Raw genomic sequence first — 22,351 nt, 5'->3', positions numbered from 1 at the left:
GCCTGCTGCGGGTGGAGCAGGGTCAGGCGGCGGTCCAGCCACCGTCGAGGTTCAGCGACGTGCCCGTCATCGAGGTGGCGGCCGGGCTGCAGAGGAACGCCACCGCCTCGGCGACCTCCTCGGGCTCGACGAGCCGCTTGAGGGGAGTGCGGGCGAGCAGCACGGTGTCGAGCACCTCGTCCTCGGCGATGCCGTGGCTGCGGGCCTGGTCGGCGAGCTGGCCCTCGACGAGCGGGGTGCGGACGTAGCCAGGGCACACGGTGTTGCTGGTGACGCCCTTGTCGGCCGCCTCCAGCGCGATGACCTTGGAGAGGCCCTCGAGCCCGTGCTTGGCGCTGACGTAGGCCGACTTGTACGCCGACGCCCGGTGGCCGTGGACGCTCGAGATGTGGACGAGCCGGCCCCAGCCCCGGGCGTACATGCCGGGCAGCACCCGGCGGGCCAGCAGGAACGGGGCGTGCAGCATCAGCGCGTGGATGGTGCGGAAGCGCGCGGGGTCGAAGTCCTCGATCGGCGCGACGTGCTGGATGCCGGCGTTGTTGACCAGGACGTCGACCTCGAGGTCGAGTGCCGCGATCGCGGCCTCGTCGGTGAGGTCTGCGACGTGGGCAGTGCCGTGCACCTGGGCGGCCACCTTGGCCACGCCCTCCTCGTCGCGGTCGAGGAGGTGGACCTCGGCACCGCTGTCTGCGAGCCGGGCAGCGATCGCCGCGCCGATACCGCTCGCGGCGCCGGTGACGAGCACCCGGCGACCCTCGAGGTCGGGTGCGGCCGGGTGGTGGGGGGAGGTCATGGGCATCACCGTAGGGAGGGACGTGACGCACGGCACATGGTCTCCACCGCCACACTTGGGCGGTGGTGGTGTGCGTGAGGCACACCGTCGGAGGTTCAGCCCTGCTGGAGCCGGGCCAGCCGGAGCGCCAGCTGGAGGTCGAGACCCCGCGCCGGGTCCCGCCAGCCGGGACCGAGCAGCTCCCCGACCCGCTCGAGGCGCTGCGTCACCGTATTGGGGTGCACGTGGAGCGCCGCCGCCGTCTCGCGCAGGTGGCCGCCACTGGCGAACCACGCCTCCAGCGTCGCGATCAGCCCCGTGCCGCGCCGCGCGTCCCAGGCCCGCACCGGGCCCACCATCGCCTCGACGAACGCCGCCACGTGTTCGGGGTCGTTGTCGCCCAGCAAGAGCCGGGCGACCCCCAGGCCCGTCGGGTCGCTGACCTCCCCCGCCCGCCCCAGGCGCAGCAGCGTGTCGAGACACCGTCTGGCCTCTCCGTGCGCGGCGACCAACCGGTCCTCGGCCAGGGCGTCGCTGGTCGCGGCGACGCCGACGGTGGCCGTGCCCCCGACCTCGGAGACCACGGCCTGGAGCTCGGCACCGACCCGGTGCGGGGCCTCGCTCGGCACCACCACGACCACCGCGCCGCGGTGCTCCCCCGCAAGCCCCGACATCCGTCGCGCCAGCGCCACCACGGCCCGGCTCGCCCGGTGGCGGTCGACGCCGTCGATGCTGGCGGCCGCCACGACCACCGGGCCGTCGAGGCTCGCGCTGTGGCGGCGTACGCGCTCGCGCAGCCGGCCGCGGTCCTGCGCGTCCGCCTCCAGCAGGTCGACGAGAAGCTGCCCGCCGAGGCGCTCCTCGGCATCGGTGACCGAGCGCGCGAAGAGCAGCACCAGCGCCGCGACCAGCGCACCGCGCTCGAGCGTGCGGCGACCCGCGAGGTCCAGCGGCTCATCGCGGCGGAGCACCAACGTGGCCACGTGCTCGGTGCCGGCGAGCGCCGCCGCGACCAGCCCGGGACCGATCGACACCGACCGTCCCGAGGACACCGACGCCGCGACCGCCTCCGACCACGTCAGGCCGGGGTCGTCCCCGGCCAGCAGCTCGCCCGCCGGCGTCCACACCGAAGCCTCCCCGCCCAGCACGTCGGACAGCACCCGCGCCACCTCGGACACCCCGCCACCCTCGAGCAGGAGGTCGGTCAGGCGGTCGTGGGCCAGCGCCGCCGCGTCGACGGCCTCGGTGTGGCGCGTCAGGGAACGGTTGGCCTCGTCGAGCTCGGCGAAGAGGCGTGCATTCTCCAGCGCCACGACCGCGTGCGCGGCGAAGGACGTCAGCAGGCTGACCTCGTTCTGCGGGAAGCGGCGCACGGAGCGGTGCACGGCCAGGAGCGCGCCGATGACCACACCGTCGAGCACCAGCGGGACGCCGAGGATCGCGCGGATCTGCTCCCCGGCGACCGCGTCGTCGATGTAGCCCTGGTGCACGAAGCGCTCGTCGGTCGAGTAGTCCTCGGTGTAGTAGGCCGCACCCGTCTGGGCGACCAGGCCGAGCAGGCCGGTGCCGAGCGGCAGCCGCAGGGTCTGGAACTCGCGGGTGAGCGCGCCGTCGGTGACCTTCATGAAGGACGCGCCGTCGGCCTCGTCGTTGAGGGAGAGGTAGGTCATGTCGCAGTGCAGCAGCTGGCGGGCGCGTCGCACGATCGCCGCCAGGATGGTGTCGACGTCGCGGATCGCCGTCAGGTCGGACGCGGTCTCGTAGAGGGCTGACAGCTCGGCCTCGCGCGAGCGCATCCGAGACATCAGGTCGCGCAGGCGCACCGCGACGTCGTAGTCGGCCCGCAGCGCCGCCGCTGCCTCCTCGTCGAGACCTGCCTCGGCGCGCGCGAGGTGCTCGTCGAAGGCAGCCAGCGGCGCCTCGTCGTAGAGCAGGTCGAGGAACGTAGCCACGTCCCCATCCTGCCGCGCCACGTCCCTCGGCCGCACCCGGGCGAGGGGCCGGGGGTTCAGTGCTCGCGCGAGATGACCATCTCGCGGTCGCCGTAGACGACCTTGTCGCCGTCGAGGAGGGCGGCCGGCTTGCCCGGCGCGAGCTGGCGCGAGACGCCCCGGCGCACGAGCACCGTGCCGTTGGTCGAGCCGCGGTCCATGACCACGAGGGAGCCGTCGGGAGCGGGACCGAACTGGGCGTGGGTCTTCGACACCGACATGTCCGCGGACGTGAGCGGGATGAGGTGCGCGACCTGCTCGCCGTTGCGGGCCTCGGGACGCCGCCCGACGAGCGCGAGCCCCGCGATGACGAAGCTCTCACCGTTGTCGAAGTGCACGCGCCACCGGGCGGGTGGTTGCGCCGCGGGGCGCTGCGGCTGCTGCGGAGGGAGCTGGTGCTGCGGCGGGGCCGGCGGCCGGTGGGCCTGCTGCGGCGGCTGCCAGCCCTGGGTCGGGCCGCTTGGGACCGGGGCCTGCGTCGGGGCGGGCGGCTGCGCGGGGGGCGACGTGGGGTTCGGCGCCTGCGTCGGCACCGGGGAGCCGCCCGGCGCGGCGACCACCTCGGGCGGCAGCGGTTGGCGGCGCATCGAGTGCTCCGAGCGCTCGGGGGTCCGGACCGCCTCGACCGGCGGGGCGGGGATGAGGCGCATCGCGGTGAGGTTCACGATGTGGCGTGGTCCCTCCTCGCTCGCCGCGTCGGCGACCTCCGCCACGGGGCGTACGTCGACCACGACGGTGTGGGTCAGGTGGTCGTGCCAGCCGCGACGCTGGCGCCCGCGGTCCTCGACCGCCGTCCAGGCCAGGGTGGCGATGCCGATGCCGAAGGTGGGCAGGCCGGAGGCCCCGAGCACCAGCGAGCGGAGGAGGGCGGGCCCCACACCGATCGGGGTGCCGGTGCCGTGGTGCACGACACGCAGGCCCGACACCGCCTTGCCGGGGGAGGTGCCGCTGACGCCCGTCACGATGGCCAGCACCAGCCACAGCACGACCATCGTCGCGGCGACGGTCCCGACGACGACCCAGGGCTCGTCGTCGACGACGAGTGCCGTCACGACGCCGACGATCGCGAGCAGGCTCCAGGCCAGCAGCCGGTCGACGGCGAAGGCGGTGAAGCGTCGCTCGAGCTGGGCGACGGGGTAGGTCAGGGAGTGGGGGTGCTGGGTCACGTCTGTGTCGCTCAGGCGTTGGTGACCTGGATGGTGACGCCGTCGCCGAGGTCGAGGACGGCGCCGGGGATCAGGCTGACCGCGATGCCCGGGCTGAGCTCCTCCGGCTCGAGGCCGGGCTGCGCCAGCACCGTGCCGTTGGTCGAGCCGAGGTCGGTGGCGATCGCCGAGCCGTGGTCGGCGCCGGCGCCGGGCCGGATCTCGAGGTGGGTCGAGGAGATCTCCTGCTGCGGGCTGGCGACGGTCACGACGTGGGGCTGGTCGTGGGAGGCGAAGCGGCGGGCCTCGGGGGCACGGCCGACCAGGACGGTGCGGTCCACCGCGACCACGTCCCCGGTGGAGAAGATCAGCGACGCGACCGGGTGCGAGACCACCTCGGGGGCGACCTCCTGGCCGGGGACCGGAGGACGGTCGAAGTCGGGGGCGGGGCCGCCGACCTGTGTCTGGCCGTCGCGGTCGTGCCACGCGTCCTGGACCACCGGGGTCTCGCCGGTGGGCGTCGGGTCGTCGTCGGGCTCGCCGAAGTGCAGCGGAGCTGCGGCGGGCTCGGGAACGGCGACCGGCTCGGGCTGGACGGCCTGGGGCTCGGGTTCGGGTTCGGGTTCGGGCTCGGGTTCGGGTTCGGGCTTCGGCTCCACCGCGACGGGCGCCGGTGTCGGGGCAGGTGTGTCGGACGGGGCGGGCGCGCCGAACTCGACGACCGACACGCGCGCCAGACCTGGGGTGAGGACGCGGTCCGCCTCGCCGTCGCCGGTCAGGGTCACGCGGATGCTGGTGACACCGGTGACCAGCCGCTCGGCCCAGGTCGTGCCCGGCGTCGCGCTCACCAGGTCGTCACCGGAGGTGGAGGACACGGTGGCGGTGGGGGCACCGCGCACGATGAGCCGCGTCGCGTCGTCACCGTGGGCGACGAGCGCGAAGTGGTCGAGGGAGGAGAGCCCGCCGGCGAGCAGCGCGTCGAGGACGGCGTCGACGTCGGCGCCGGAGTCGGTCAGGTCCCACAGCCGCGCGACGCGGTCGCGCTGGCTGCCCGGGAGCAGGACGGTCACGCGCTCGCCCGCGACGGCGTACCAGTCCCCTGCCGCGAACCTCGGCTCTGTGCTCACAGTCGTCCCCCCAGCTTGGATTCGAGACTCTGCAGCTGGCGCTGTGAGTCGTAGGTGGCGTCCTTGACCAATCCCACCACATCGACGACGACGGCCGTGGCGTTGTCGCGACCACCTGCCGCGACCGCGGCGCGCACCAGCCCGTCGGCCGCGTCGCGGGGGTCGGCGATGGTCTCGAGGATGTCCTCGATCTCCTTGTCCTCGATCATCCCCGTGACCCCGTCGCTGCAGAGCAGGAGGCGCTCGACCGAGCCGAGGGGCAGGAGGAAGAAGTCGGGCTCGATGCCCTCGGGGCTGCCGAGCGCGCGGGTGATGACGTGGCGCTCGGGGTGGACGGCCGCCTGCTGCTCGGTGATCTGTCCGGCGTCGATGAGCTCCTGCACGACCGAGTGGTCGACGCTGATCTGCTCGAGCCGCCCCTCGGTGACGCGGTAGATGCGGGAGTCGCCGAGGTTGGCCAGCAGCCACTTCGCCACGCCGTCGTCGTCGACCAGGGCCGCGACGACGGCGGTCGTGCCGGCGTGCCAGCCCGGCTGGAGCGCGCGGTGGGCGTTGCCGAAGTCGACGATGCGGGCCTGTGCGCGGGCGAACGCGCCCGCGACGTGCTCGGCCCCGCGGGCCGGGTCGTAGACCTCGGAGAGGCGCTGGAACTCCTCGACCACCATCTGGCTGGCGACGTCCCCGCCGGAGTGCCCGCCCATCCCGTCGGCGACCACGAAGATCGGCGGCGCCACCAGGAAGGAGTCCTCGTTGACCTTGCGCACGAGTCCGACGTCGGTCGCCGCGCCGTGGTGGAGATCGACGTTCTTCATGCCCGGCCCTCTTCGCCCCGTGTCGAGATGTGGGGCGACGGCGCCGACCCGGCGAGTAGCGTAAGAGGAATGTCCAGCTCAGCGCGGACGACACCCCCACGCACCCTCGCCGACCAGCTCCGTGGCTGGCCGGACGAGCGACTCGTGGCGCTGCTCGCTGCCCGACCGGATCTCGCCACACCCGCCCCTCAGGATTCCTCGCAGCTGGCCTCGCGGGCTGCCACACGTTCGTCGATCCACCGCGCCCTCGACGGCCTGGACCGTCTCGAGCTCTCCGTGCTTGATGCCCTGCTGGTCGCGGGGCAAACCACTTCCGAGCAGCTGATCTCGATGGTCCACGCGGACCCCACCCGGACCGCCGCTGCCCTGCAGCGCCTCCTCGACCTGGCTCTGGCGTGGGAGACCCCGAGCGGCATCCGCGCCCTCAGCGGCGTGGCCGACGCGATGCGGGGCCTGCCGGTGTCGGCCAGCGGCCTGCGACCGGTGAGCCCCGAGCCCGCGCCGGCCGCCGACATCGCGGCCCGGCTCGCCGAGCTCAGTCCCGCCGCGACCGCCCTGCTGCGCCACGTCGACGCCCACGGCGGCGAGGGCACGACCGGCGCCGCGCGGCGCACCGTGGCACCCCGCGACGCCCGCTCGCCGGCCGAGGAGCTGATCAGCAGGCGCCTGCTCGTGCCGCGCGAGGGCGCCACCGTCGTCCTGCCCGGCGAGGTGGGGCTGGCCCTGCGGGGCGGTCGCACCACGACCGAGCCGGTGGACCTCGTCCCCGACCTCGCCACGTCGCAGCGCGACGCCGCGCTCGTCGCCCGCAGCGCCGCGGGCGCCGCCTTCGACGTCGTACGCCGGGTGGAGCTGCTGCTCGACCACTGGGGCGTCGAGCCGCCGAGCGTGCTGCGCAGCGGCGGCCTGGCCGTGCGCGACCTGAAGGCGGTCGCGCGCGAGCTGCACGTCGACGAGGCCGGCGCGGCTCTCGTCGTCGAGATCGGCCTGTCGGCCGGGCTGATCGCCGAGGCCGCGGTGGCCGACGGGACCCCGTCGTGGCTGCCGACCGACGAGTTCGACGTGTGGTCGGGGCTCCCGATCGCTGAGCGCTGGGCGCGACTGGTCGGCGGCTGGCTGGCGAGCAGCCGCGTCCCGTCGTTGGTGGGCTCGCGCGACGCGGCCGGCAAGTCGTGGAACGCCCTGGCCCCCGAGCTGTCCAGCGGCCTGGCCGAGGAAGCCAGGCGACTGGCGCTGCGGGTGCTGGCCGAGGTGCCCGAGGGCGAGGTGCTCGCCGCCGGGACAGGCGTCGCGTCGCTCGTCCAGCGGGTCGCCTGGCTGCGGCCGCGGCGCCCGACCGTCTTCGGCGACCTCGTCGCCGCCGCGCTCACCGAGGCCGGGGTGCTCGGCGTCAGCGGAGCCGGCGGCCTGCCCCCGAGCGGCCGGCACGTGGCCACGGGCGACCTCGGCGAGGCCGCCACGGCCCTCGAGCCCCACCTCCCCCGTCCGGTCGACCACGTGCTGCTCCAGGCCGACCTGACCGCGGTCGCGCCCGGCCCGCTCGAGACCGAGGTCGCTCGCCGGCTCCACCTGCTCGCCGACGTCGAGTCGCGCGGCGGCGCCACCGTCTACCGCTTCTCCTCCGGCTCCCTGCGCCGCGGCTTCGACGCCGGCTGGTCCGCGCTCGAGGTCCGCGACTTCCTGACGTCCGTGTCGCAGACACCGGTCCCCCAGCCGCTGGAGTTCCTCGTCGACGACGTGGCCCGCACCTTCGGAAGCGTCCGCGTGGGCCACGCGGAGGCGTTCCTGCGCGCGGACGACGAGGCCGCGCTCGCGGCACTGGTGCACGACGCGCGGGCACGCACGCTCGGCCTGCGCCTGCTCGCACCCACCGTCGCGATCGCCACGTCGCCGATCGACGTGCTGCTCCCCCGGCTCCGCGAGCTCGGCGCGGCGCCGGTGGTGGAGGCCGCGGACGGCACCGTCCGGGTCAGCCGCCCCGACCTCCAGCGCGCCCGCTCCCGGCGGGGGCGCCGTCCTGCCGGGGCCGTCGAGGCCCGCCAGGTCGCGCAGGTGCAGGCGGTGGCGACCGCCATCCGCGCCGGCGACCGGGCCGAGTCCTCGCGCCCCTCCAGCGTCGAGGCCACGACCCCGTCCGGTGCCCTGGCCGCACTGCGCGAGGCCATCGAGACGGGCACCACCGTCGTGATCGGCTACGTCGACAACCACGGTGCCACGGGTGAGCGGGTCGTCGACCCGCGGCGTCTCGACGGCGGTCGGCTCTCTGCCTTCGACCACCGCGCCGACGACGTGCGCGAGTTCGCGGTGCACCGCATCACCGGCGTACGCCGAGCCTGAAGCGGCCGGGACCCGCTCCGTAGACTGGCCCCGTGGACTTCATCCGCTACGCCGAGCGCGCCGCCTCGCTCGTCAACGCCGACCTGGCGGACGAGTCGGCGCTGCGCGAGCACCTCGCGGACCGCTCGTGGCTGCACCGGTCGGTGGCCCCCGGCGACGTGGCGTCCCTGCAGGCCTTCCAGTCCGACCTGCGCCCGGTCTTCGACGCCTCGGACGTCGACGACGTAGCGCTCGTGGTGAGCCAGCTCAACGACCTCCTCGCCGCGCACCCGGTGACCCCGATGATCTCCGACCACGACCCCGACAACCTCCACATGCACGTCGCCAACCGGGCGGCGTCGGTGGCCGAGCTGCTGGTCGGCGAGGCCCTGATGGGCCTGGCCAACCTGGTGTGCGACCTCGGCGCCACGCGACTGGGGACCTGCGCGGAGGCCCGCTGCGACCACGTCTACGTCGACACCTCGCCCAACCAGTCGCGCCGCTACTGCTCCGACCGCTGCTCCTCGCGCGCCAACGTCGCGGCCTTCCGGGCCCGGCAGAAGGCGGCGTCGGCGAGCTGACGCCCGCGTCGTCCGTAGACTCGCCTGGTGAATGACGGTCCCCTCATCGTCCAGTCGGACAAGACGCTCCTGCTCGAGGTCGACCACCCCTCGGCGCCCGAGGCGCGCAAGGCGATCGCCCCCTTCGCCGAGCTCGAGCGCTCCCCCGAGCACATCCACACCTACCGCCTCACCCCGCTGGGTCTCTGGAACGCCCGCGCCGCCGGGCACGACGCCGAGCAGGTCGTCGACGCGCTGCTGACGTGGTCGAGGTACGCCGTCCCGCACGCGCTGCTCGTCGACGTCGCCGAGACCATGGGCCGCTACGGCCGGCTGCGGCTGGAGAAGCACCCGGTGCACGGCCTGGTGCTGTCATCGGTCGACCGGCCGGTCCTCGAGGAGGTGCTCCGGGCCAAGAAGGTCGCCGGGATGGTCGGCGCCCGGCTCGACCCCGACACCGTCGCGGTCCACCCGAGCGAGCGGGGCAACCTCAAGCAGGCGCTGCTCAAGCTGGGCTGGCCGGCGGAGGACTTCGCCGGCTACGTCGACGGCGAGGCGCACGCGATCGACCTCGCCGAGGACGGCTGGACGCTGCGCCCCTACCAGCGCGAGGCGGCCGAGTCCTTCTGGGACGGCGGGTCGGGCGTGGTCGTGCTGCCCTGCGGCGCCGGCAAGACGATCGTCGGCGCCGCCTCCATGGCGCAGGCGCAGGCCACGACGCTGATCCTGGTCACCAACACCGTGAGCGCGCGGCAGTGGAAGGACGAGCTGGTCGCGCGCACGTCGCTCACCGCCGACGAGATCGGCGAGTACTCCGGTGCGGTGAAGGAGGTCCGTCCGGTCACCATCGCGACCTACCAGGTGCTGACCACGAAGCGGAAGGGCGTCTATCCCCACCTCGAGCTGCTAGATGCGCGCGACTGGGGCCTCATCGTCTACGACGAGGTCCACCTGCTCCCTGCGCCGATCTTCCGGATGACCGCGAACCTCCAGGCCCGTCGGCGCCTCGGGCTCACCGCGACACTGGTCCGTGAGGACGGCCGCGAGGGCGAGGTCTTCTCCCTCATCGGGCCCAAGCGCTACGACGCGCCGTGGAAGGACATCGAGGCACAGGGCTACATCGCGCCCGCCGACTGCGTCGAGGTGCGGGTGACGCTGCCCGACGGCGAGCGCCTGGCGTACGCCACGAGCGACCCCGACACCCGCTACCGCCTCGCATCGTGCACCCACGCCAAGATCGACGTCGTACGCGACCTGGTGCGCCAGCACGCCGGGCAGCCGACCCTGGTGATCGGGCAGTACATCGACCAGCTCGACGAGATCGCGGCCATGCTCGACGCACCGGTCATCAAGGGCGAGACCCCGGTCAAGGAGCGGCAGCGGCTCTTCAACGCCTTCCGCGCAGGCGAGATCGGCCTGCTCGTGGTGAGCAAGGTGGCGAACTTCTCCATCGACCTGCCCTCGGCCGAGGTGGCGATCCAGGTGAGCGGGTCGTTCGGCTCGCGGCAGGAGGAGGCCCAGCGGCTCGGGCGGCTGCTGCGACCCAAGACCGAGGGCCGCAGCGCGCACTTCTACACGATCGTCTCGCGCGACACCGTCGACGCCGACTTCGCGCAGAACCGCCAGCGCTTCCTCGCCGAGCAGGGCTACGCCTACCGGATCATCGACGCCGGCGACCTGGCCGCCGACGCCGAGTGACCGTCCGGCTCAGCCGAGCGTGCTGGTGTCGATGACGAAGCGGTAGCGCACGTCGGAGGCCAGCACCCGCTCGTACGCCTCGTTCACCTGGTCAGCGCCGATCACCTCGACCTCGCTGACGATGCCGTGCTCGGCGCAGAAGTCGAGCATCTCCTGGGTCTCGGCGATGCCGCCGATCATGGAGCCCGCGAAGGTGCGGCGGTTGCTGAGCAGCGAGAACACGTTGAGGCTCAGCGGCTCGGCCGGGGCGCCGACGTTGACCATGGCACCGTTGACGGCGAGCAGCCCGAGGTAGGCGCTGACGTCGATCTTCGCGCTGACGGTGTTGATGATCAGGTCGAAGGAGCTCGCGAGCGCCTCGAAGGTGTCGGGGTCGCTGGTGGCGAAGTAGTGGTCGGCGCCGAGGCGGAGGCCGTCCTCCTGCTTCTTCAGCGACTGCGAGAGCACCGTGACCTCCGCGCCCATGGCGTGGGCGATCTTGACGGCCATGTGGCCCAGCCCACCGAGGCCGACGACCGCGACCTTCTTGCCGGGGCCGGCCTGCCAGTGCTTGAGCGGGGAGTACGTCGTGATGCCGGCGCACAGCAGCGGCGCGGCGGCCGCGGCGTCGAGGCTCTCGGGCACAGTGAGCACGAAGTCGGCGTCGACCACGACGTGGGTGGAGTAGCCGCCCTGGGTGGTGGTGCCGTCGCGGTCGGTGGCGGCGTACGTGCCGACCATGCCGCTGCGGCAGTACTGCTCGTCGCCGCTGCGGCAGTTGTCGCAGGTGCCGCAGGAGCTGACCATGCAGCCGACGCCGACACGGTCGCCGACCGCGTGTCGGGTGACGTCGGGGCCGATCTCGGTGACGGTGCCGACGATCTCGTGGCCGGGCACCACGGGGAAGGGCTGCGGGCCCCAGTCGCCGTTGACGGTGTGGATGTCGGAGTGGCAGATGCCGGCGTAGTCGACGGCGATCAGCACGTCGTGGGCACCGACCTCGCGGCGCTCGATGGTGGTCGGAGCCAGCGGCTGGCCGGCGGAGGGTGCTGCGTAGGCGTTGACGCGCATGGGGACGTCTTCCGTTCTCTCGGGGGTGGTGGACTTCTCCGGGGTGCCGGGTCAGTCGTGCGTGACCGCGCGCAGCTCGTCGGCGAGCTCTCGGGCGCTGCGGGAGATCTGCTCGCTCCGGTCGGTGTCGCCCTCGCGGACGGCCTGCCAGTAGGTGATCTTGAGGTCGACGTAGCGCTGCCGCAGGACGAGCGCCTCGGCCTCGGCCGCGAGCCGCACCTGCTGATCCTCGAGGAGCCGCTGCTGGTCGGCGGCCGCCTCGGCGCCCAGCCGGTTGTTGTCCATGTAGACGCGCATGTCACCGATCGACATGCCAGTGGCGGCCAGGCAGGAGACCCACATGAGCTGGTCGAGGTCGCCCTCGTCGTAGACGCGGTGGCCGCTGCTCGCGCCGCGGTTGACCGGGGCGACGACGCCCACCTGCTCGTAGTAGCGCAGCGTGCTGGCCGGCAGGCCGGTGAGGGCTGCCGCCTCCTTGATGGAGTAGCTGCGAGCGGCTGCGTCGGTGGTCACGTCATCGACGGTAGGAACTTCGAGCACTCGAAGTCAAAGGCCGGCCCTCGCCCTTGTCCGCGGGTCCTACTCTCGACCACGTGACCCTCCGCGAGCGCCTCGGCGCCGAGCTGTTCCGCAAGGTGGCCGGGCCCAACGGCGAGCAGGCGCGCGAGCGCGTCCACGGCACGCCCGGCCCGCGGTGGTTCGCGCCCGACTCCCCGATCGCGCGCGTCCACGGAGACGCGTCGATGTTCGTCGGCGGCATCCGCGCGGTCATGCTCCAGTCGCTCCACCCCGCCGCCATGCAGGGGGTGGCCGACCACTCCGGCTACCGCGGCGACATGTGGGGCCGGCTGGCGCAGGTCTCCACCTACATCGCGATGACGACGTTCGGCACCGAGCGCGACGCGCTCCAGGTGATCCGCGCCGTGCAGCGCGCCCACGAGTCGGTCACCGGCACGATGCCCGACGGCACGGCGTACGCCGCCAACGACCCGCACCTGCTCGGCTGGGTGCACGTCGCCGAGATCGACAGCTTCCTCGCCGCACACGACCGCTACGGCCAGCAACGGCTCGTCGGACGCGAGCGCGACACCTACGTCGCCCAGACCGCCGTCGCCGCCGAGCACCTCGGCGTGACCGGGGCCCCGCGGACCGAGGCCGAGCTGCGCACGGTTCTCGAGGCCTACGCACACGAGCTGCGCGCGACCCCCGAGGCCCGCGAGGCCATCTCCTTCCTCCTGCTCCACCCCGACCTTCCGATCGCGGCCCGCCCGGGCTACCTGTCGCTGGCGGCTGCGGCCATCGGCCTGCTGCCGACCGAGGCGAGGCGCGAGCTGCGTCTGCCGCCGGTGCCGCCGCTGACCAACCGCGTGCTGGGCCAGCTCGGCACCCGCACCATCCGCTGGGCGATGTCGTCGGGGCACGAGCGGGCGAGGGCGCTCCAGCAGGAGACCGCACAGGCATGAGCCTCGCCGAACGCTGGCCGCTGCCCGACCACCACGACCTGCGCGACGAGCTCCTCACCGCCTGGGACCGCCCGGGATACCACGACCGGCTCCACCTGGCCGAGGTGCTGGACCGCCTCGAGCTGCTCGCCGCCTCGGGCGCCGGCTTCGACCGCACGACCGTGGCGCTCGCGGCGTGGTTCCACGACGCCGTCTACGACGGCGGCCCCGACGACGAGGAGCGGTCGGCGCAGTGGGCCGAGCGTGTCCTCCCGACGGCGTACGCCGACGAGGTGGCGCGGCTGGTGCGGATGACCGCCCACCACCGACCGGCCGACGACGACACGTCCGCCTGCGCGCTCAGCGACGCCGACCTGGCGATCCTGGCCGCCCCGCGGGAGCGCTACGACACCTACGCCGCGGGGGTGCGCGCCGACTTCGCCCACGTCGCGGAGCCGGACTTCCGCGCCGGGCGGGCGGCGGTGCTGCGCGACCTCGCGGCGAAGCCGCACCTCTTCCACACCACGCAGGCCCGAGCGCTGTGGGAACCTGCCGCCCGGACCAACCTCGAGCGGGAGATCAGCGACCTGTCCTGAGCCGGTCGCCGGGCTGGGTCAGTGGTCGGCGAGCTGGAGGTAGACGGTGAAGCGGTCGTGGCGGTAGCAGGTCCGCGACACCTCCACGATGCGGCCCTCGGACACGGCACGACGGGCGTGGCGCAGGACCGGGTCGCCCTCGGCGATGTCGAGCACCGCGGCCTCGTCGGCGCTGGCGCGGTCGGCGCTGATGGAGTCCTCGACCTCGGTCGGGCGCAGGCCGCGGGCACCGAGCGCCTCGTAGAGGCTGGTGGGCGTGCCGTGCTGGAGGAAGCCGGGCAGGAGCACCTCGTTGAGGTAGGCGTCCTCGACGCACACGATGGCCCCGTCGGCGCGGCGCAGGCGGCGCCAGTGCAGCACGGGGTCGCCGGGCGAGATGTCGAGCGCACGTGCCACACCGGGGCCGGCCTGCTCGACACGCGCGAGCAGGGTCTGCGACTCCGGGAGCATGCCGCGGCGGCGGATCTCCTCGGTGAAGGACGTCAGGCGTCCGGCGGACTTCGGCGGCTGCGCGACGAAGGTGCCGCGGCCGGGGATGCGCTCGAGCAGGCCCTCGGCGACGAGCGCGTCGAGCGCCTGCCGCACGGTCATCCTGGCCACGCCGAAGCGCGCCACGAGCTCGCGTTCCGAGGGGGCCGCCGAGCCCGGGGGCTGCTCCTCGATCAGGCTGCGGACGTGCTCACGGACCTGGACGTGCTTCAACGCCCGCTGCCGCGGGACGACCACGTCGACCGGATCCATGCCTGCCAACATAGGACTGGGCTGGACCGGTGTCTCCCCTTTGACGGAGTCTGTGGTAAAGACTTGGAAAACCTGTGTGGATCGAACACCCGTTCGACCGATGCGCTAGGCTGTCGTCGTGGACTTCCAGACGTCCCTCTTCGCCGACCACGCCCCCACCGCTGCCGGGCTCGCGCCCGAGCGCCTCTCGCTCTCGTACGGCGCGTGGGTCGACGTGCAGCGCGACTGGCTGGGCGACCCCGACGACGTCTTCGACGCACTCGTCGCACGCGTGCCGTGGCGCTCCGAGCGCCGGGAGATGTACGACACCGTGGTCGACGTGCCCCGCCTCGTGCACACCTACCTGCGCGGCGACCGCCTCCCCCACGCGGCGCTCGAGCGTGCGCGCGACGAGCTGAGCGAGCACTACCTCCCCGAGCTGGGCGAACCGTTCGTGAGCGCCGGGTGCTGCTACTACCGCGACGGCCGTGACTCCGTGGCCTGGCACGGCGACACCATCGGTCGGGGCAGCAGCGCCGACACGATGGTGGCCATCGTCAGCGTCGGCGACCCCCGCCGCCTGCTGCTGCGTCCACGCGGCGGCGGGGAGTCGGTCGCGCTGACCATGGGGCACGGCGACCTCGTCGTGATGGGTGGTTCGTGCCAGCGCACCTGGGAGCACTCGGTGCCCAAGGTCGCCCGCTCCGGGCCGCGGATCTCCGTGCAGTTCCGTCCGCTCGGCGTCTTCTGAGCCGCTCGGCGCCTCAGCCCCTGAGCAGCCTGCGCAGGAGCAGCAGGACCACCACCGCGGCCAGGGCCGGCTTCCAGTAGGTCCTGGCCAGGATCGGCAGCACCGCGCTCCCGAGGTCGAGCGCCTCGGTGGGAGGGGGCGGCGGAGGCGGCGGGGGCCTGAGCGGCGTCGGCGGCGCAGGTGGTGCGGCCGCGTGGGCGCCCGGCTGGGCGGGTGCAGGCGGCGCCGCGACGGGCGCCGGCTCGGGAGCCGCAGGCTCGGGCTCCGGGGCCGCCAGCCGCTGCTCGAGGCAGGCGACGAACTGGCCGAGGAGCTTGTCGGAGACGTCCTGCATCACACCGCGGCCGAACTGCGCGGGCTTGCCGGTGATCGCGAGGTCGGTCTCCACCGACACGTCGGTGGCGCCGCCCGTCGCGTCGGTCATCGTGACGGTGACCTTCGCGCCGGCGGTGCCGTTGCCGCGCTTGTCCTTGCCCTTGGCGTCGACGACGAAGCGGTGCGCCGCCTCGTCCTTCTCCACGAAGGTGCCCGAGCCGTTGTACTGCAGGGCGATCGGCCCGAGCTTGACCTTCACCGAGCCGGCGAACGAGCTCTCGTCGGCCTCGGTGACCTGGGCGCCGGGGAAGCACTCGGCCACCGACGCGATGTCGTTGAAGTGCGCCCAGGTCTCCTCGACGCCGATGGGGACGGTGAAGCGGTGGTTCAGCTCCACCCTCAGACCCCCGCGGCCTTGAGGACGGCCCGGCCGGTGAGCACGCGCGCCAGGTGCTGGCGGTAGTCGGCTGCGCCGTTGAGGTCCGAGGGTGGATTGGTGCCCTCCGCCGCCAGCTCCGCAGCAGCGCGTACGCCGTCCTCGGTGGCCGTGGCGCCCACGAGCGCCTGCTCGGTGGCGGTGGCCCGCAGCGGGGTGGAGCCCATGTTGGTCAGGCCCACGCGCGCCTCGTCGATGGAGCCCTTCACGGTCGCTGCGATCGCGACGATCGGCCACTGGTGCGCGACCCGCACGAACTTCTCGTAGTGCGCGCCCCACCCCGTGTGCTTGGGGATGCGCACCTCGGTGAGGATCTCGTCCTCGCCGATGGCGGTCTCGAAGAGGTCGACGAAGAAGTCCGACGCCTCGACGGTCCGGGTGCCGCCCGCACCGGCGATCACGAACTGCGCACCCAGCGCGAGCGCGGGTGCCCCGAGGTCGCCCGCGGGGTCGGCGTGCGCCAGGGCGCCGCCGAAGGTGCCGCGGTGCCGGATCTGCGAGTCGGCGACCTCCGCGGCGGCCTTCGAGAGCAGCAGCGCGTGCTCCTTGACCAGTGCGTGGTCGCGTACGTCGTGGTGGGTGGTCATCGCACCGATCACGATGGCGTCCCCGTCGTCGCGGATCCCGCGCAGGGAGGCGATGCCGCCGAGGTCGATGACGACCTCGGGGGCGTTGAGCCGCATCCTCAGCACCGGGAGCAGGCTCTGCCCGCCGGCGAGGATCTTCGCGTCGTCGCCGTGCTGGCCGAGCGCCGACAGCGCCTCCTCGACCGACGTGGGTGCGAGGTAGTCGAACTGCACCGGGATCACTGGCCTGCTCCTTCCTGGTTGTGCGCACCCTCGTGGCTCTGCTGGTTCGCTTCGTCTTCGACGAAGTGCGGCATCGCCGTCTCCGGTGTCGGTGCGTCGCCGTCGTTGGCGTGGATCGCGCGCCACACCCGCTCCGGGGTGCACGGCATCTGGATGTCGCTGACGCCGAGGTGGCGTACGGCGTCGACGACCGCGTTGACCACGGCCGGGGTCGAGGCGATGGTGCCGGCCTCGCCGACGCCCTTGGTGCCGAGCGTGTTGGTGGTGCAGATGCTCGGGTCGTCGGTGTGGACGACGTCGAAGGAGATCGTGTCGGCGGCGGTCGGCAGGAGGTAGTCGACGAAGGACCCGCTCACGAGCGTGCCGGCCTCGTCGTGCACCGCCTCCTCCCACAGCGCCTGCGCGATGCCCTGCACCAGGCCGCCGTGGACCTGCCCGGCGACGATGAGCGGGTTGATGATCGTCCCGATGTCGTCGCAGCAGGTGTACTTGCGCATCTTCACCGCACCGGTCTCGGTGTCGACCTCCATCGCGCACAGGTGCGTGCCGTGGGGGTAGTTGAAGTTCACCGGGTCGTAGGTCGCCTCGGCGTCGATGCTCGGCTCCATGTCCTCGGGGTAGTTGTGCGCCGCGAAGGCCGCCGTGGCGAGCTCCTGGATCGCCACCCCCTGGTCGGTGCCGGCGACGGTGAAGCGTCCGCCCTTGTACTCGAGGTCGTCCTCGCTGGCCTCCAGCAGGTGCGCCGCGAGGTGCTTGGCCTTGTCGATGACCTTGTCGACCGCCTTGACCAGCGCCTCGCCGCCGACGACCAGCGAGCGCGAGCCGTAGGTGTCGAGGCCCTTGTGGGCGATCTGGGTGTCGCCGTGCAGCACCTCGACGTCCTCGAAGGGCACGCCGAGCCGGTCGGCGACGATCTGGCTGAACGCCGTCTCGTGGCCCTGGCCGTGGGCGCTGGCGCCGGTGACGATCTCGACCTTGCCGGTGGCCAGCATCCGCACGCTCGCGTGCTCCCAGCCGCCGGCGCCGTAGTCGAGGCTGCCGAGCACCCGGCTCGGGGCCAGGCCGCACATCTCGGTGAAGGTGGAGACGCCGATGCCGAGCTGCACCCGGTCACCGCGCTCGCGCCGCTCCTTCTGCTCCGCGCGCAGCGCGTCGTAGCCGAACGACTCCTTGGCCTTGGCCGTGGCGGCCTCGTAGTTGCCGGTGTCGTACTCCAGTCCGGCGACGGTGGTGAAGGGGAACTCCTCGTGCTTGATCCAGTTGCGCTCGCGGATCTCCAGCGGGTCGACCCCGACCTCGGCCGCCAGCTCGTCCATGATCCGCTCGATGGCGTACGTCGCCTCGGGGCGGCCGGCGCCGCGGTAGGCGTCGGTGAAGGTGGTGTTCGTCAGCACCGTCTGGCACTCGAAGCGGTAGGACGGGAACTTGTAGATCGCGTTGAACATGAAGGCACCCAGCACCGGGACGCCGCCACCGACGACGGCGATGTAGGCCCCGAGGTCGGCGTCGAGGTGCACCTTGAAGCCGGTGACGTTGCCCTCCTTGTCGGCTGCGAGGGTCAGCGTCTGGACCTGGTCGCGACCGTGGTGGGCGGCCATCAGGCTCTCGCTGCGGGTCTCGGTGTACTTCACCGGCTTCGAGAGCCGGCGGGCCACGGCCCAGGCGATCCACTCCTCGGGCGTGGTCTGGAGCTTGCCGCCGAAGCCGCCCCCGACGTCGGGAGCGATCACGCGGATCTTCGACTCCGGCACGCCCGTGGTGGCCGCGAGCGCGAAGCGCAGGATGTGCGGGATCTGGGTGGCCGACCACATGGTGATCTGCTCGCCGGTCGGGTCCACGACGACGCTGCGCGGCTCCATGAAGGCGGGGATGAGCCGCTGCTGGCGGTACTCCCGCTCGATGAGGATGCCGTCGGTGCGCGCGGTCTCGATGGCGGCCTCCACGTCCGAGCCGGTGCCGGCCTCGGCGGAGTCGAAGACCCACAGCGCCGACTTGTTGGTGCCGAGGTCGGGGTGGGCGAGCACCTCGTCCCGCAGCGCGTTCTTGATGCCGATCACGGCGGGCTGCTCGTCGTACTCGACGTCGACGAGCTCCGCGGCGTCGCGGGCCTCGGCCGCGCTGCGGGCGACCACGACGGCGACGATCTCGCCGGCGAAGGCCACGCGGTCGGCGGGCATCGGCGAGTGACCGGGCGTCTTCTGGTCGGGCGTGATGGGCCAGGCGTTGATGCAGACGCCGAGCTCGTCGCCGAAGTCCTTGCCGGACAGCACCGCGACGACGTTGGGCGAGGCCTTCGCGGCCTCGACGTCGACCGAGGTGATGGTGGCGTGGGCGAAGGGGCTGCGGACCATCGCGAGGTGCAGCATCCCCGGCATGGTGATGTTGTCGGTCCAGCGCGTACGCCCGGTGATGAGGCGCTGGTCCTCCTTGCGGCGGCGGTCCTTGCCGATCTCGGCGGCGGGACGGTCCTGGGTGGCGGTCATGCGGGGTCCCCTCGGTGTTGTTCGGTGGCGGAGCGCAGCGGGGGAAGCGAAGAACAGCGTGGGGTGCTCACGACTTGGCTCCTTCGGCTGCGTGGAGCACGCTCTTGACGATGTTGTGGTAGCCGGTGCAGCGGCAGAGGTTGCCCTCCATGCCGAGCCGCACCTCCTCCTCGGTGGGGTTCGGGTTCTCCCCCAGCAGGTCGACGGCCTGCATGATCATCCCGGGGGTGCAGAAGCCGCACTGGAGGCCGTGGCACTCGCGGAACGACTCCTGGACGGGGTGGAGCTCACCCTCGGCGGTGTCGGCGAGCCCCTCGATCGTGGTGACGGTGCGGCCGCTGGCCTGCACTGCCAGCACGTTGCACGACTTCACGCTCGTGCCGTCGAGGTGCACGGTGCACGCCCCGCAGTTGGAGGTGTCGCAGCCGATCACGGTGCCGGTCTTGCCGAGCTTCTCCCGGAGGTACTGCACCAGCAGCATGCGCGGCTCGACGTCGTCGGAGACCGCAGCCCCGTCGACGGTGAGTTCGATCTTCGTCATCAGGCCACTCCCAATTGAGGTCCAGTGTGAGGCAGGTCACGTCGAACCGAACCTAGGTCGCGGTGGTTGGTGGAAGGTAGGTCGGTCTGGTCAGCGCTGTTCAGCGCGCCGACGCGAGCTTGCCCTTCAGCAGGGGGGCGATCGGGTGGTGCACCGGCAGGGCAGCCAGGCAGGCCTCGACGACGGCCGTGTCGTAGGGGGCGAGCTCGCTGTAGCGCAGCACCGCGTCGGGGTCCGGGTGCGCCAGCAGGGCCTCCCGGACGCTCACTGCGAGGTAGTCGCCCATCTGCACCAGCGCGGGCGAGTCGGTGCCGGGCAGGAGGTCGCCGCCGTAGGCGCGCACGGCAGCGCGTACGTCGCCGCGACGCAGCAGCCGCTGCACCTCCTCGATGTCGGTGGCCACGGGCATCGTGAGCCGGTAGGGGCGCGACGAGAGCTGGCCCGACAGGGCGGCGCGCAGGTGCGAGACCTCGGCCTTGAGGGTCGAGGTGGTGACCGCCGAGTCGCCGTAGAGCAGCGCGTGGAGGTGCTCCACCGAGAGCCCCTCGGGGTGCAGCGCGAGCAGCGCGAGGATCTCGGTCTGGCGTCGGTTGAGCAACAGCCGCTGGCCGTCGAGCCACACCTCCGCGGTGCCGAGGAGCGTCAGCGTGAGACCGGGGTCGCTGGGCCCGGCGGCCCCCACGTGCGTCGTACGTCGGTCAGCGGGCAGGGCACCCTCGATCAGCCGGGCCATCACCCGCGCCGTCGCGAGGCCGATCGGGTGCGTGCGGTCCCACGTGGTCGACAGGTCGATCACGCCCAGGGAGCGACCGGTCGCGGGGTCGAAGACCGGCGCCGCCCAGCACACCCAGTTGTGCACGACCTCGGCGTAGTGCTCGGCGCTGAACACCATCGACGGCGCGGCGGTGCGTCCGGCGATGGCGAGCGCGTTGGTGCCGACGCTGGCCTCGTCCCAGCGACCGCCCGGCACGAAGTTCACCGTCTCGGCCTTGCGGCGCATCACGCGACCGCCATAGGTCCACAGGATGCGGGTCTGCTCGTCGGTGACCGCGATGACCAGGTCGCCGTCCTCCGCGGTCCGACGCAGCTCGTCCTGGACCCGCTGGACCGCCGTCTGCAGGGGCGAGGTGTTCCAGAACTCCGCCGTGTCGCCCTCGTCGGCGAGCGGCGCCTCCGTCACGGTCGGCGAGACCACGCCCGAGAGCTGCCAGCTCCGCAGGATCTCGGGCCGGACGGCGGCCTCGGCCTCCTCCTCGCCGGCGGACACGAACTGCGTCCAGGCGCGCACCGCCCTCACGCGGCGGGCGTGCAGGTCATCGCTGGTCATGGCGGCTCCTGGGAAGTCTCGGCCAACATAGCCCCGGGTGTGATGAGTGCAACAGGGAACGCGTCATCCGCTTATTCGGAGTCGATGGTCGAGTAGCCCGCGAGCGTCTTCTTCTCGCTGGTCGAGTGGCCCGCGAGGAACGAGCGGGCGACGGTCCTATGCCGCGTCAAGTGGTCATGAGGTCTGTTCGGAGGGCTCTGTAGACGCTGCGGGCGAGGTGGCGTTTGAGGCAGCGGATGATCTCGGGGGTGGATAGTCCTTCGGCGCGCCGTCGCTCGACGTAGGCGCGGGTTTCCTCGTGGCGGCCCATCCGTCCGACGGTGATCATGTAGAGCGCGGAGTTGGCTTGGCGGTCGCCCCCGGGATTGAGTCGGTGGCGGCGGGTCTTGCCGGAAGAGGCGGGAAGCGGAGCAACCCCGACGAGCTTGGCGAAGCTGGCTTCGGACCGCATCCGGTCGATGTTCTCGCCAGTGCTGATCGCCAACTGGGCGGCGGTCTGGACTCCGACCTGGGCCATGGCAAGCAAGGACGGGCAGGCCTGTTGCACGAGGGTCGCCAGGTGCTTGTCGGCCTCAGCGATCTCGCCGTCGAGGTAGGCGATGCGTCGCGCCAGCGCTCGTAGTGCATGGCGCACCGCGTGGTCGGGATCAGCGACCCGGCTCGGGTCGGGGCGCATGGCCAGGACTTTGGCTACCCGTTTCTTCCCGCTCAGCCCGATCAGGTCGTCGTGAAGGCGCCCGGATGCAGCGGTGATCAGGTCACGCAGCTGGCTGTACGCGGCGGTGCGGTTCTTGACCGCCGCATCGCGGGGGACCTTGATCACGCGGATCGCCTCCACGATCCCGGTCTTGACCTTCGGCCGACCGCTCGCGCGCCCGGCCAGGACCTGCTCGGCTGCCGAGTAGGCGTCGAGCGGGTCGGACTTGCCGTGTCTGACCCGGGTGGCCCTTTCCGGCCGGTTGACCTCGAACACCTCGAACGCACCCGCCCCGTGAGTGAGCAGGTGGCGGGTCAGCCCCGCACCGTAGGAACCGGTCGACTCCACTCCGACCGCGAGGACCGGACCGTAGGTCGCGGCCCACGACACCAGTTCGCCAAAGCCAGCCCTGGTCGCGGGGAACTCACGATCTGCCAGCCTGCCCAAGCGAGCGTCGATCACGGCCGCGACATGGACCAGTTGGTGGGTGTCAACACCCACCACCACGCCGGGCCCATCAAGAACTTGTTCTTCAACAGACACATCACTCATGCTGGAAATGTCTCCTTCACCATCGTGTGAAAGATGACCTTCCAGGTCGGGCGGACAGTACAGCGACGGGAACTTCTTCAGGGTCCTATGAGGTCACGCCCGCCCGGCCTGGCCACCAGAACAGACAAGCCCTGCCGGGGCCGACACGTCGCACTTCAAGGCAGCCACACCAAGCAGCGCCAGTATCGAGATAGGTCAGACCCCGACCGGG

General features: G+C 72.6%; 20 protein-coding genes. 6 read left to right on the top strand and 14 right to left on the bottom strand.

The window, feature by feature from the left end; translation table 11 throughout:
• Positions 1-22 precede the first annotated feature (22 nt).
• The 5 genes from CFI00_RS04170 to CFI00_RS04150 all read right to left on the bottom strand — a co-directional run bounded on the left by CFI00_RS04170 (position 23) and on the right by CFI00_RS04150 (position 5,847).
• The gene (locus tag CFI00_RS04170) at positions 23-793 is read right to left on the bottom strand and encodes a 3-hydroxybutyrate dehydrogenase (RefSeq protein ID WP_207084026.1); all 771 of its coding nucleotides are present in this window, start codon (positions 791-793) and stop codon (positions 23-25) included.
• Positions 794-888: 95 nt separating this feature from the next.
• Positions 889-2,724, bottom strand: a complete 1,836-nt coding sequence (locus CFI00_RS04165; protein ID WP_207084025.1) for a helix-turn-helix domain-containing protein — start codon at positions 2,722-2,724, stop codon at positions 889-891.
• A gap of 56 nt (positions 2,725-2,780) precedes the next feature.
• On the bottom strand, positions 2,781-3,929 hold the full coding sequence (locus CFI00_RS23825) for an RDD family protein (protein WP_207084024.1): 1,149 nt from the start codon (positions 3,927-3,929) through the stop codon (positions 2,781-2,783).
• Between the two features lie 11 nt (positions 3,930-3,940).
• A complete protein-coding gene (locus tag CFI00_RS04155) occupies positions 3,941-5,035 on the bottom strand; it encodes an FHA domain-containing protein (RefSeq protein ID WP_207084023.1) in 1,095 nt (364 codons plus the stop codon).
• Positions 5,032-5,847: a PP2C family serine/threonine-protein phosphatase gene (locus CFI00_RS04150; RefSeq protein ID WP_207084022.1), complete on the bottom strand. Its 816-nt coding sequence runs from the start codon at positions 5,845-5,847 to the stop codon at positions 5,032-5,034. The genes CFI00_RS04155 and CFI00_RS04150 overlap by 4 nt, the downstream gene beginning before the upstream one ends.
• 69 nt (positions 5,848-5,916) lie before the next feature.
• On the opposite strand from CFI00_RS04150, the gene CFI00_RS04145 reads away from it, so the two are divergent.
• Genes CFI00_RS04145 through CFI00_RS04135 form a run of 3 tightly spaced genes read left to right on the top strand, consistent with a single transcriptional unit; the run spans position 5,917 to position 10,421 of the window.
• The gene (locus tag CFI00_RS04145; RefSeq protein WP_207084021.1) at positions 5,917-8,184 is read left to right on the top strand and encodes a helicase C-terminal domain-containing protein; all 2,268 of its coding nucleotides are present in this window, start codon (positions 5,917-5,919) and stop codon (positions 8,182-8,184) included.
• A gap of 32 nt (positions 8,185-8,216) precedes the next feature.
• A complete protein-coding gene (locus CFI00_RS04140) occupies positions 8,217-8,744 on the top strand; it encodes a CGNR zinc finger domain-containing protein (protein ID WP_207084020.1) in 528 nt (175 codons plus the stop codon).
• A gap of 27 nt (positions 8,745-8,771) precedes the next feature.
• On the top strand, positions 8,772-10,421 hold the full coding sequence (locus CFI00_RS04135) for a DNA repair helicase XPB (RefSeq protein ID WP_207084019.1): 1,650 nt from the start codon (positions 8,772-8,774) through the stop codon (positions 10,419-10,421).
• 9 nt (positions 10,422-10,430) lie between these two features.
• Here CFI00_RS04135 and CFI00_RS04130 read toward each other — a convergent pair whose 3' ends face one another.
• Both CFI00_RS04130 and CFI00_RS04125 read right to left on the bottom strand, forming a co-directional pair.
• Positions 10,431-11,471: an NAD(P)-dependent alcohol dehydrogenase gene (locus CFI00_RS04130; protein WP_207084018.1), complete on the bottom strand. Its 1,041-nt coding sequence runs from the start codon at positions 11,469-11,471 to the stop codon at positions 10,431-10,433.
• A 51-nt stretch (positions 11,472-11,522) separates the two neighbouring features.
• Positions 11,523-11,984 (bottom strand): MerR family transcriptional regulator, encoded by a 462-nt coding sequence (locus CFI00_RS04125; protein ID WP_207084017.1) that lies wholly within the window; start codon positions 11,982-11,984, stop codon positions 11,523-11,525.
• Positions 11,985-12,064: 80 nt separating this feature from the next.
• Here CFI00_RS04125 and CFI00_RS04120 point away from each other — a divergent pair, with 80 nt between their 5' ends.
• On the top strand, positions 12,065-12,934 hold the full coding sequence (locus CFI00_RS04120; RefSeq protein ID WP_207084016.1) for an oxygenase MpaB family protein: 870 nt from the start codon (positions 12,065-12,067) through the stop codon (positions 12,932-12,934).
• Positions 12,931-13,509, top strand: a complete 579-nt coding sequence (locus CFI00_RS04115; RefSeq protein ID WP_242532670.1) for a hypothetical protein — start codon at positions 12,931-12,933, stop codon at positions 13,507-13,509. Before CFI00_RS04120 ends, CFI00_RS04115 begins: the two co-directional genes overlap by 4 nt.
• An 18-nt stretch (positions 13,510-13,527) precedes the next feature.
• Here CFI00_RS04115 and CFI00_RS04110 read toward each other — a convergent pair whose 3' ends face one another.
• Positions 13,528-14,250, bottom strand: coding sequence for a GntR family transcriptional regulator (locus tag CFI00_RS04110; protein WP_207084015.1), 723 nt, complete (start codon positions 14,248-14,250; stop codon positions 13,528-13,530).
• 118 nt (positions 14,251-14,368) lie between these two features.
• Between CFI00_RS04110 and CFI00_RS04105 the strand changes: the two genes are divergently transcribed.
• Positions 14,369-14,980, top strand: coding sequence for an alpha-ketoglutarate-dependent dioxygenase AlkB (locus CFI00_RS04105; RefSeq protein WP_207084014.1), 612 nt, complete (start codon positions 14,369-14,371; stop codon positions 14,978-14,980).
• A 13-nt stretch (positions 14,981-14,993) separates the two neighbouring features.
• Here CFI00_RS04105 and CFI00_RS04100 read toward each other — a convergent pair whose 3' ends face one another.
• The 6 genes from CFI00_RS04100 to CFI00_RS04075 form a co-directional block, all read right to left on the bottom strand.
• Positions 14,994-15,692, bottom strand: coding sequence for an SRPBCC family protein (locus tag CFI00_RS04100; RefSeq protein ID WP_207084013.1), 699 nt, complete (start codon positions 15,690-15,692; stop codon positions 14,994-14,996).
• Between the two features lie 2 nt (positions 15,693-15,694).
• A complete protein-coding gene (locus CFI00_RS04095; protein ID WP_207084012.1) occupies positions 15,695-16,540 on the bottom strand; it encodes a xanthine dehydrogenase family protein subunit M in 846 nt (281 codons plus the stop codon).
• Positions 16,537-19,023: a xanthine dehydrogenase family protein molybdopterin-binding subunit gene (locus tag CFI00_RS04090; protein WP_207084011.1), complete on the bottom strand. Its 2,487-nt coding sequence runs from the start codon at positions 19,021-19,023 to the stop codon at positions 16,537-16,539. The genes CFI00_RS04095 and CFI00_RS04090 overlap by 4 nt, the downstream gene beginning before the upstream one ends.
• A 67-nt stretch (positions 19,024-19,090) precedes the next feature.
• Positions 19,091-19,564 (bottom strand): (2Fe-2S)-binding protein, encoded by a 474-nt coding sequence (locus tag CFI00_RS04085; protein WP_207084010.1) that lies wholly within the window; start codon positions 19,562-19,564, stop codon positions 19,091-19,093.
• Positions 19,565-19,664: 100 nt separating this feature from the next.
• A complete protein-coding gene (locus CFI00_RS04080; RefSeq protein ID WP_207084009.1) occupies positions 19,665-20,891 on the bottom strand; it encodes a transcriptional regulator in 1,227 nt (408 codons plus the stop codon).
• 166 nt (positions 20,892-21,057) lie between these two features.
• Positions 21,058-22,140, bottom strand: coding sequence for an IS110 family transposase (locus tag CFI00_RS04075; RefSeq protein WP_207084008.1), 1,083 nt, complete (start codon positions 22,138-22,140; stop codon positions 21,058-21,060).
• Between the last annotated feature and the right edge of the window lie 211 nt (positions 22,141-22,351).

Origin of the sequence: Nocardioides sp. S5, assembly GCF_017310035.1 — a bacterium.
Classification (GTDB): Bacteria; Actinomycetota; Actinomycetes; order Propionibacteriales; family Nocardioidaceae; genus Nocardioides.
The sequence above is the reverse complement of the archived record's forward strand: the minus strand, read 5'-3'. Positions and strand labels throughout refer to the sequence as shown.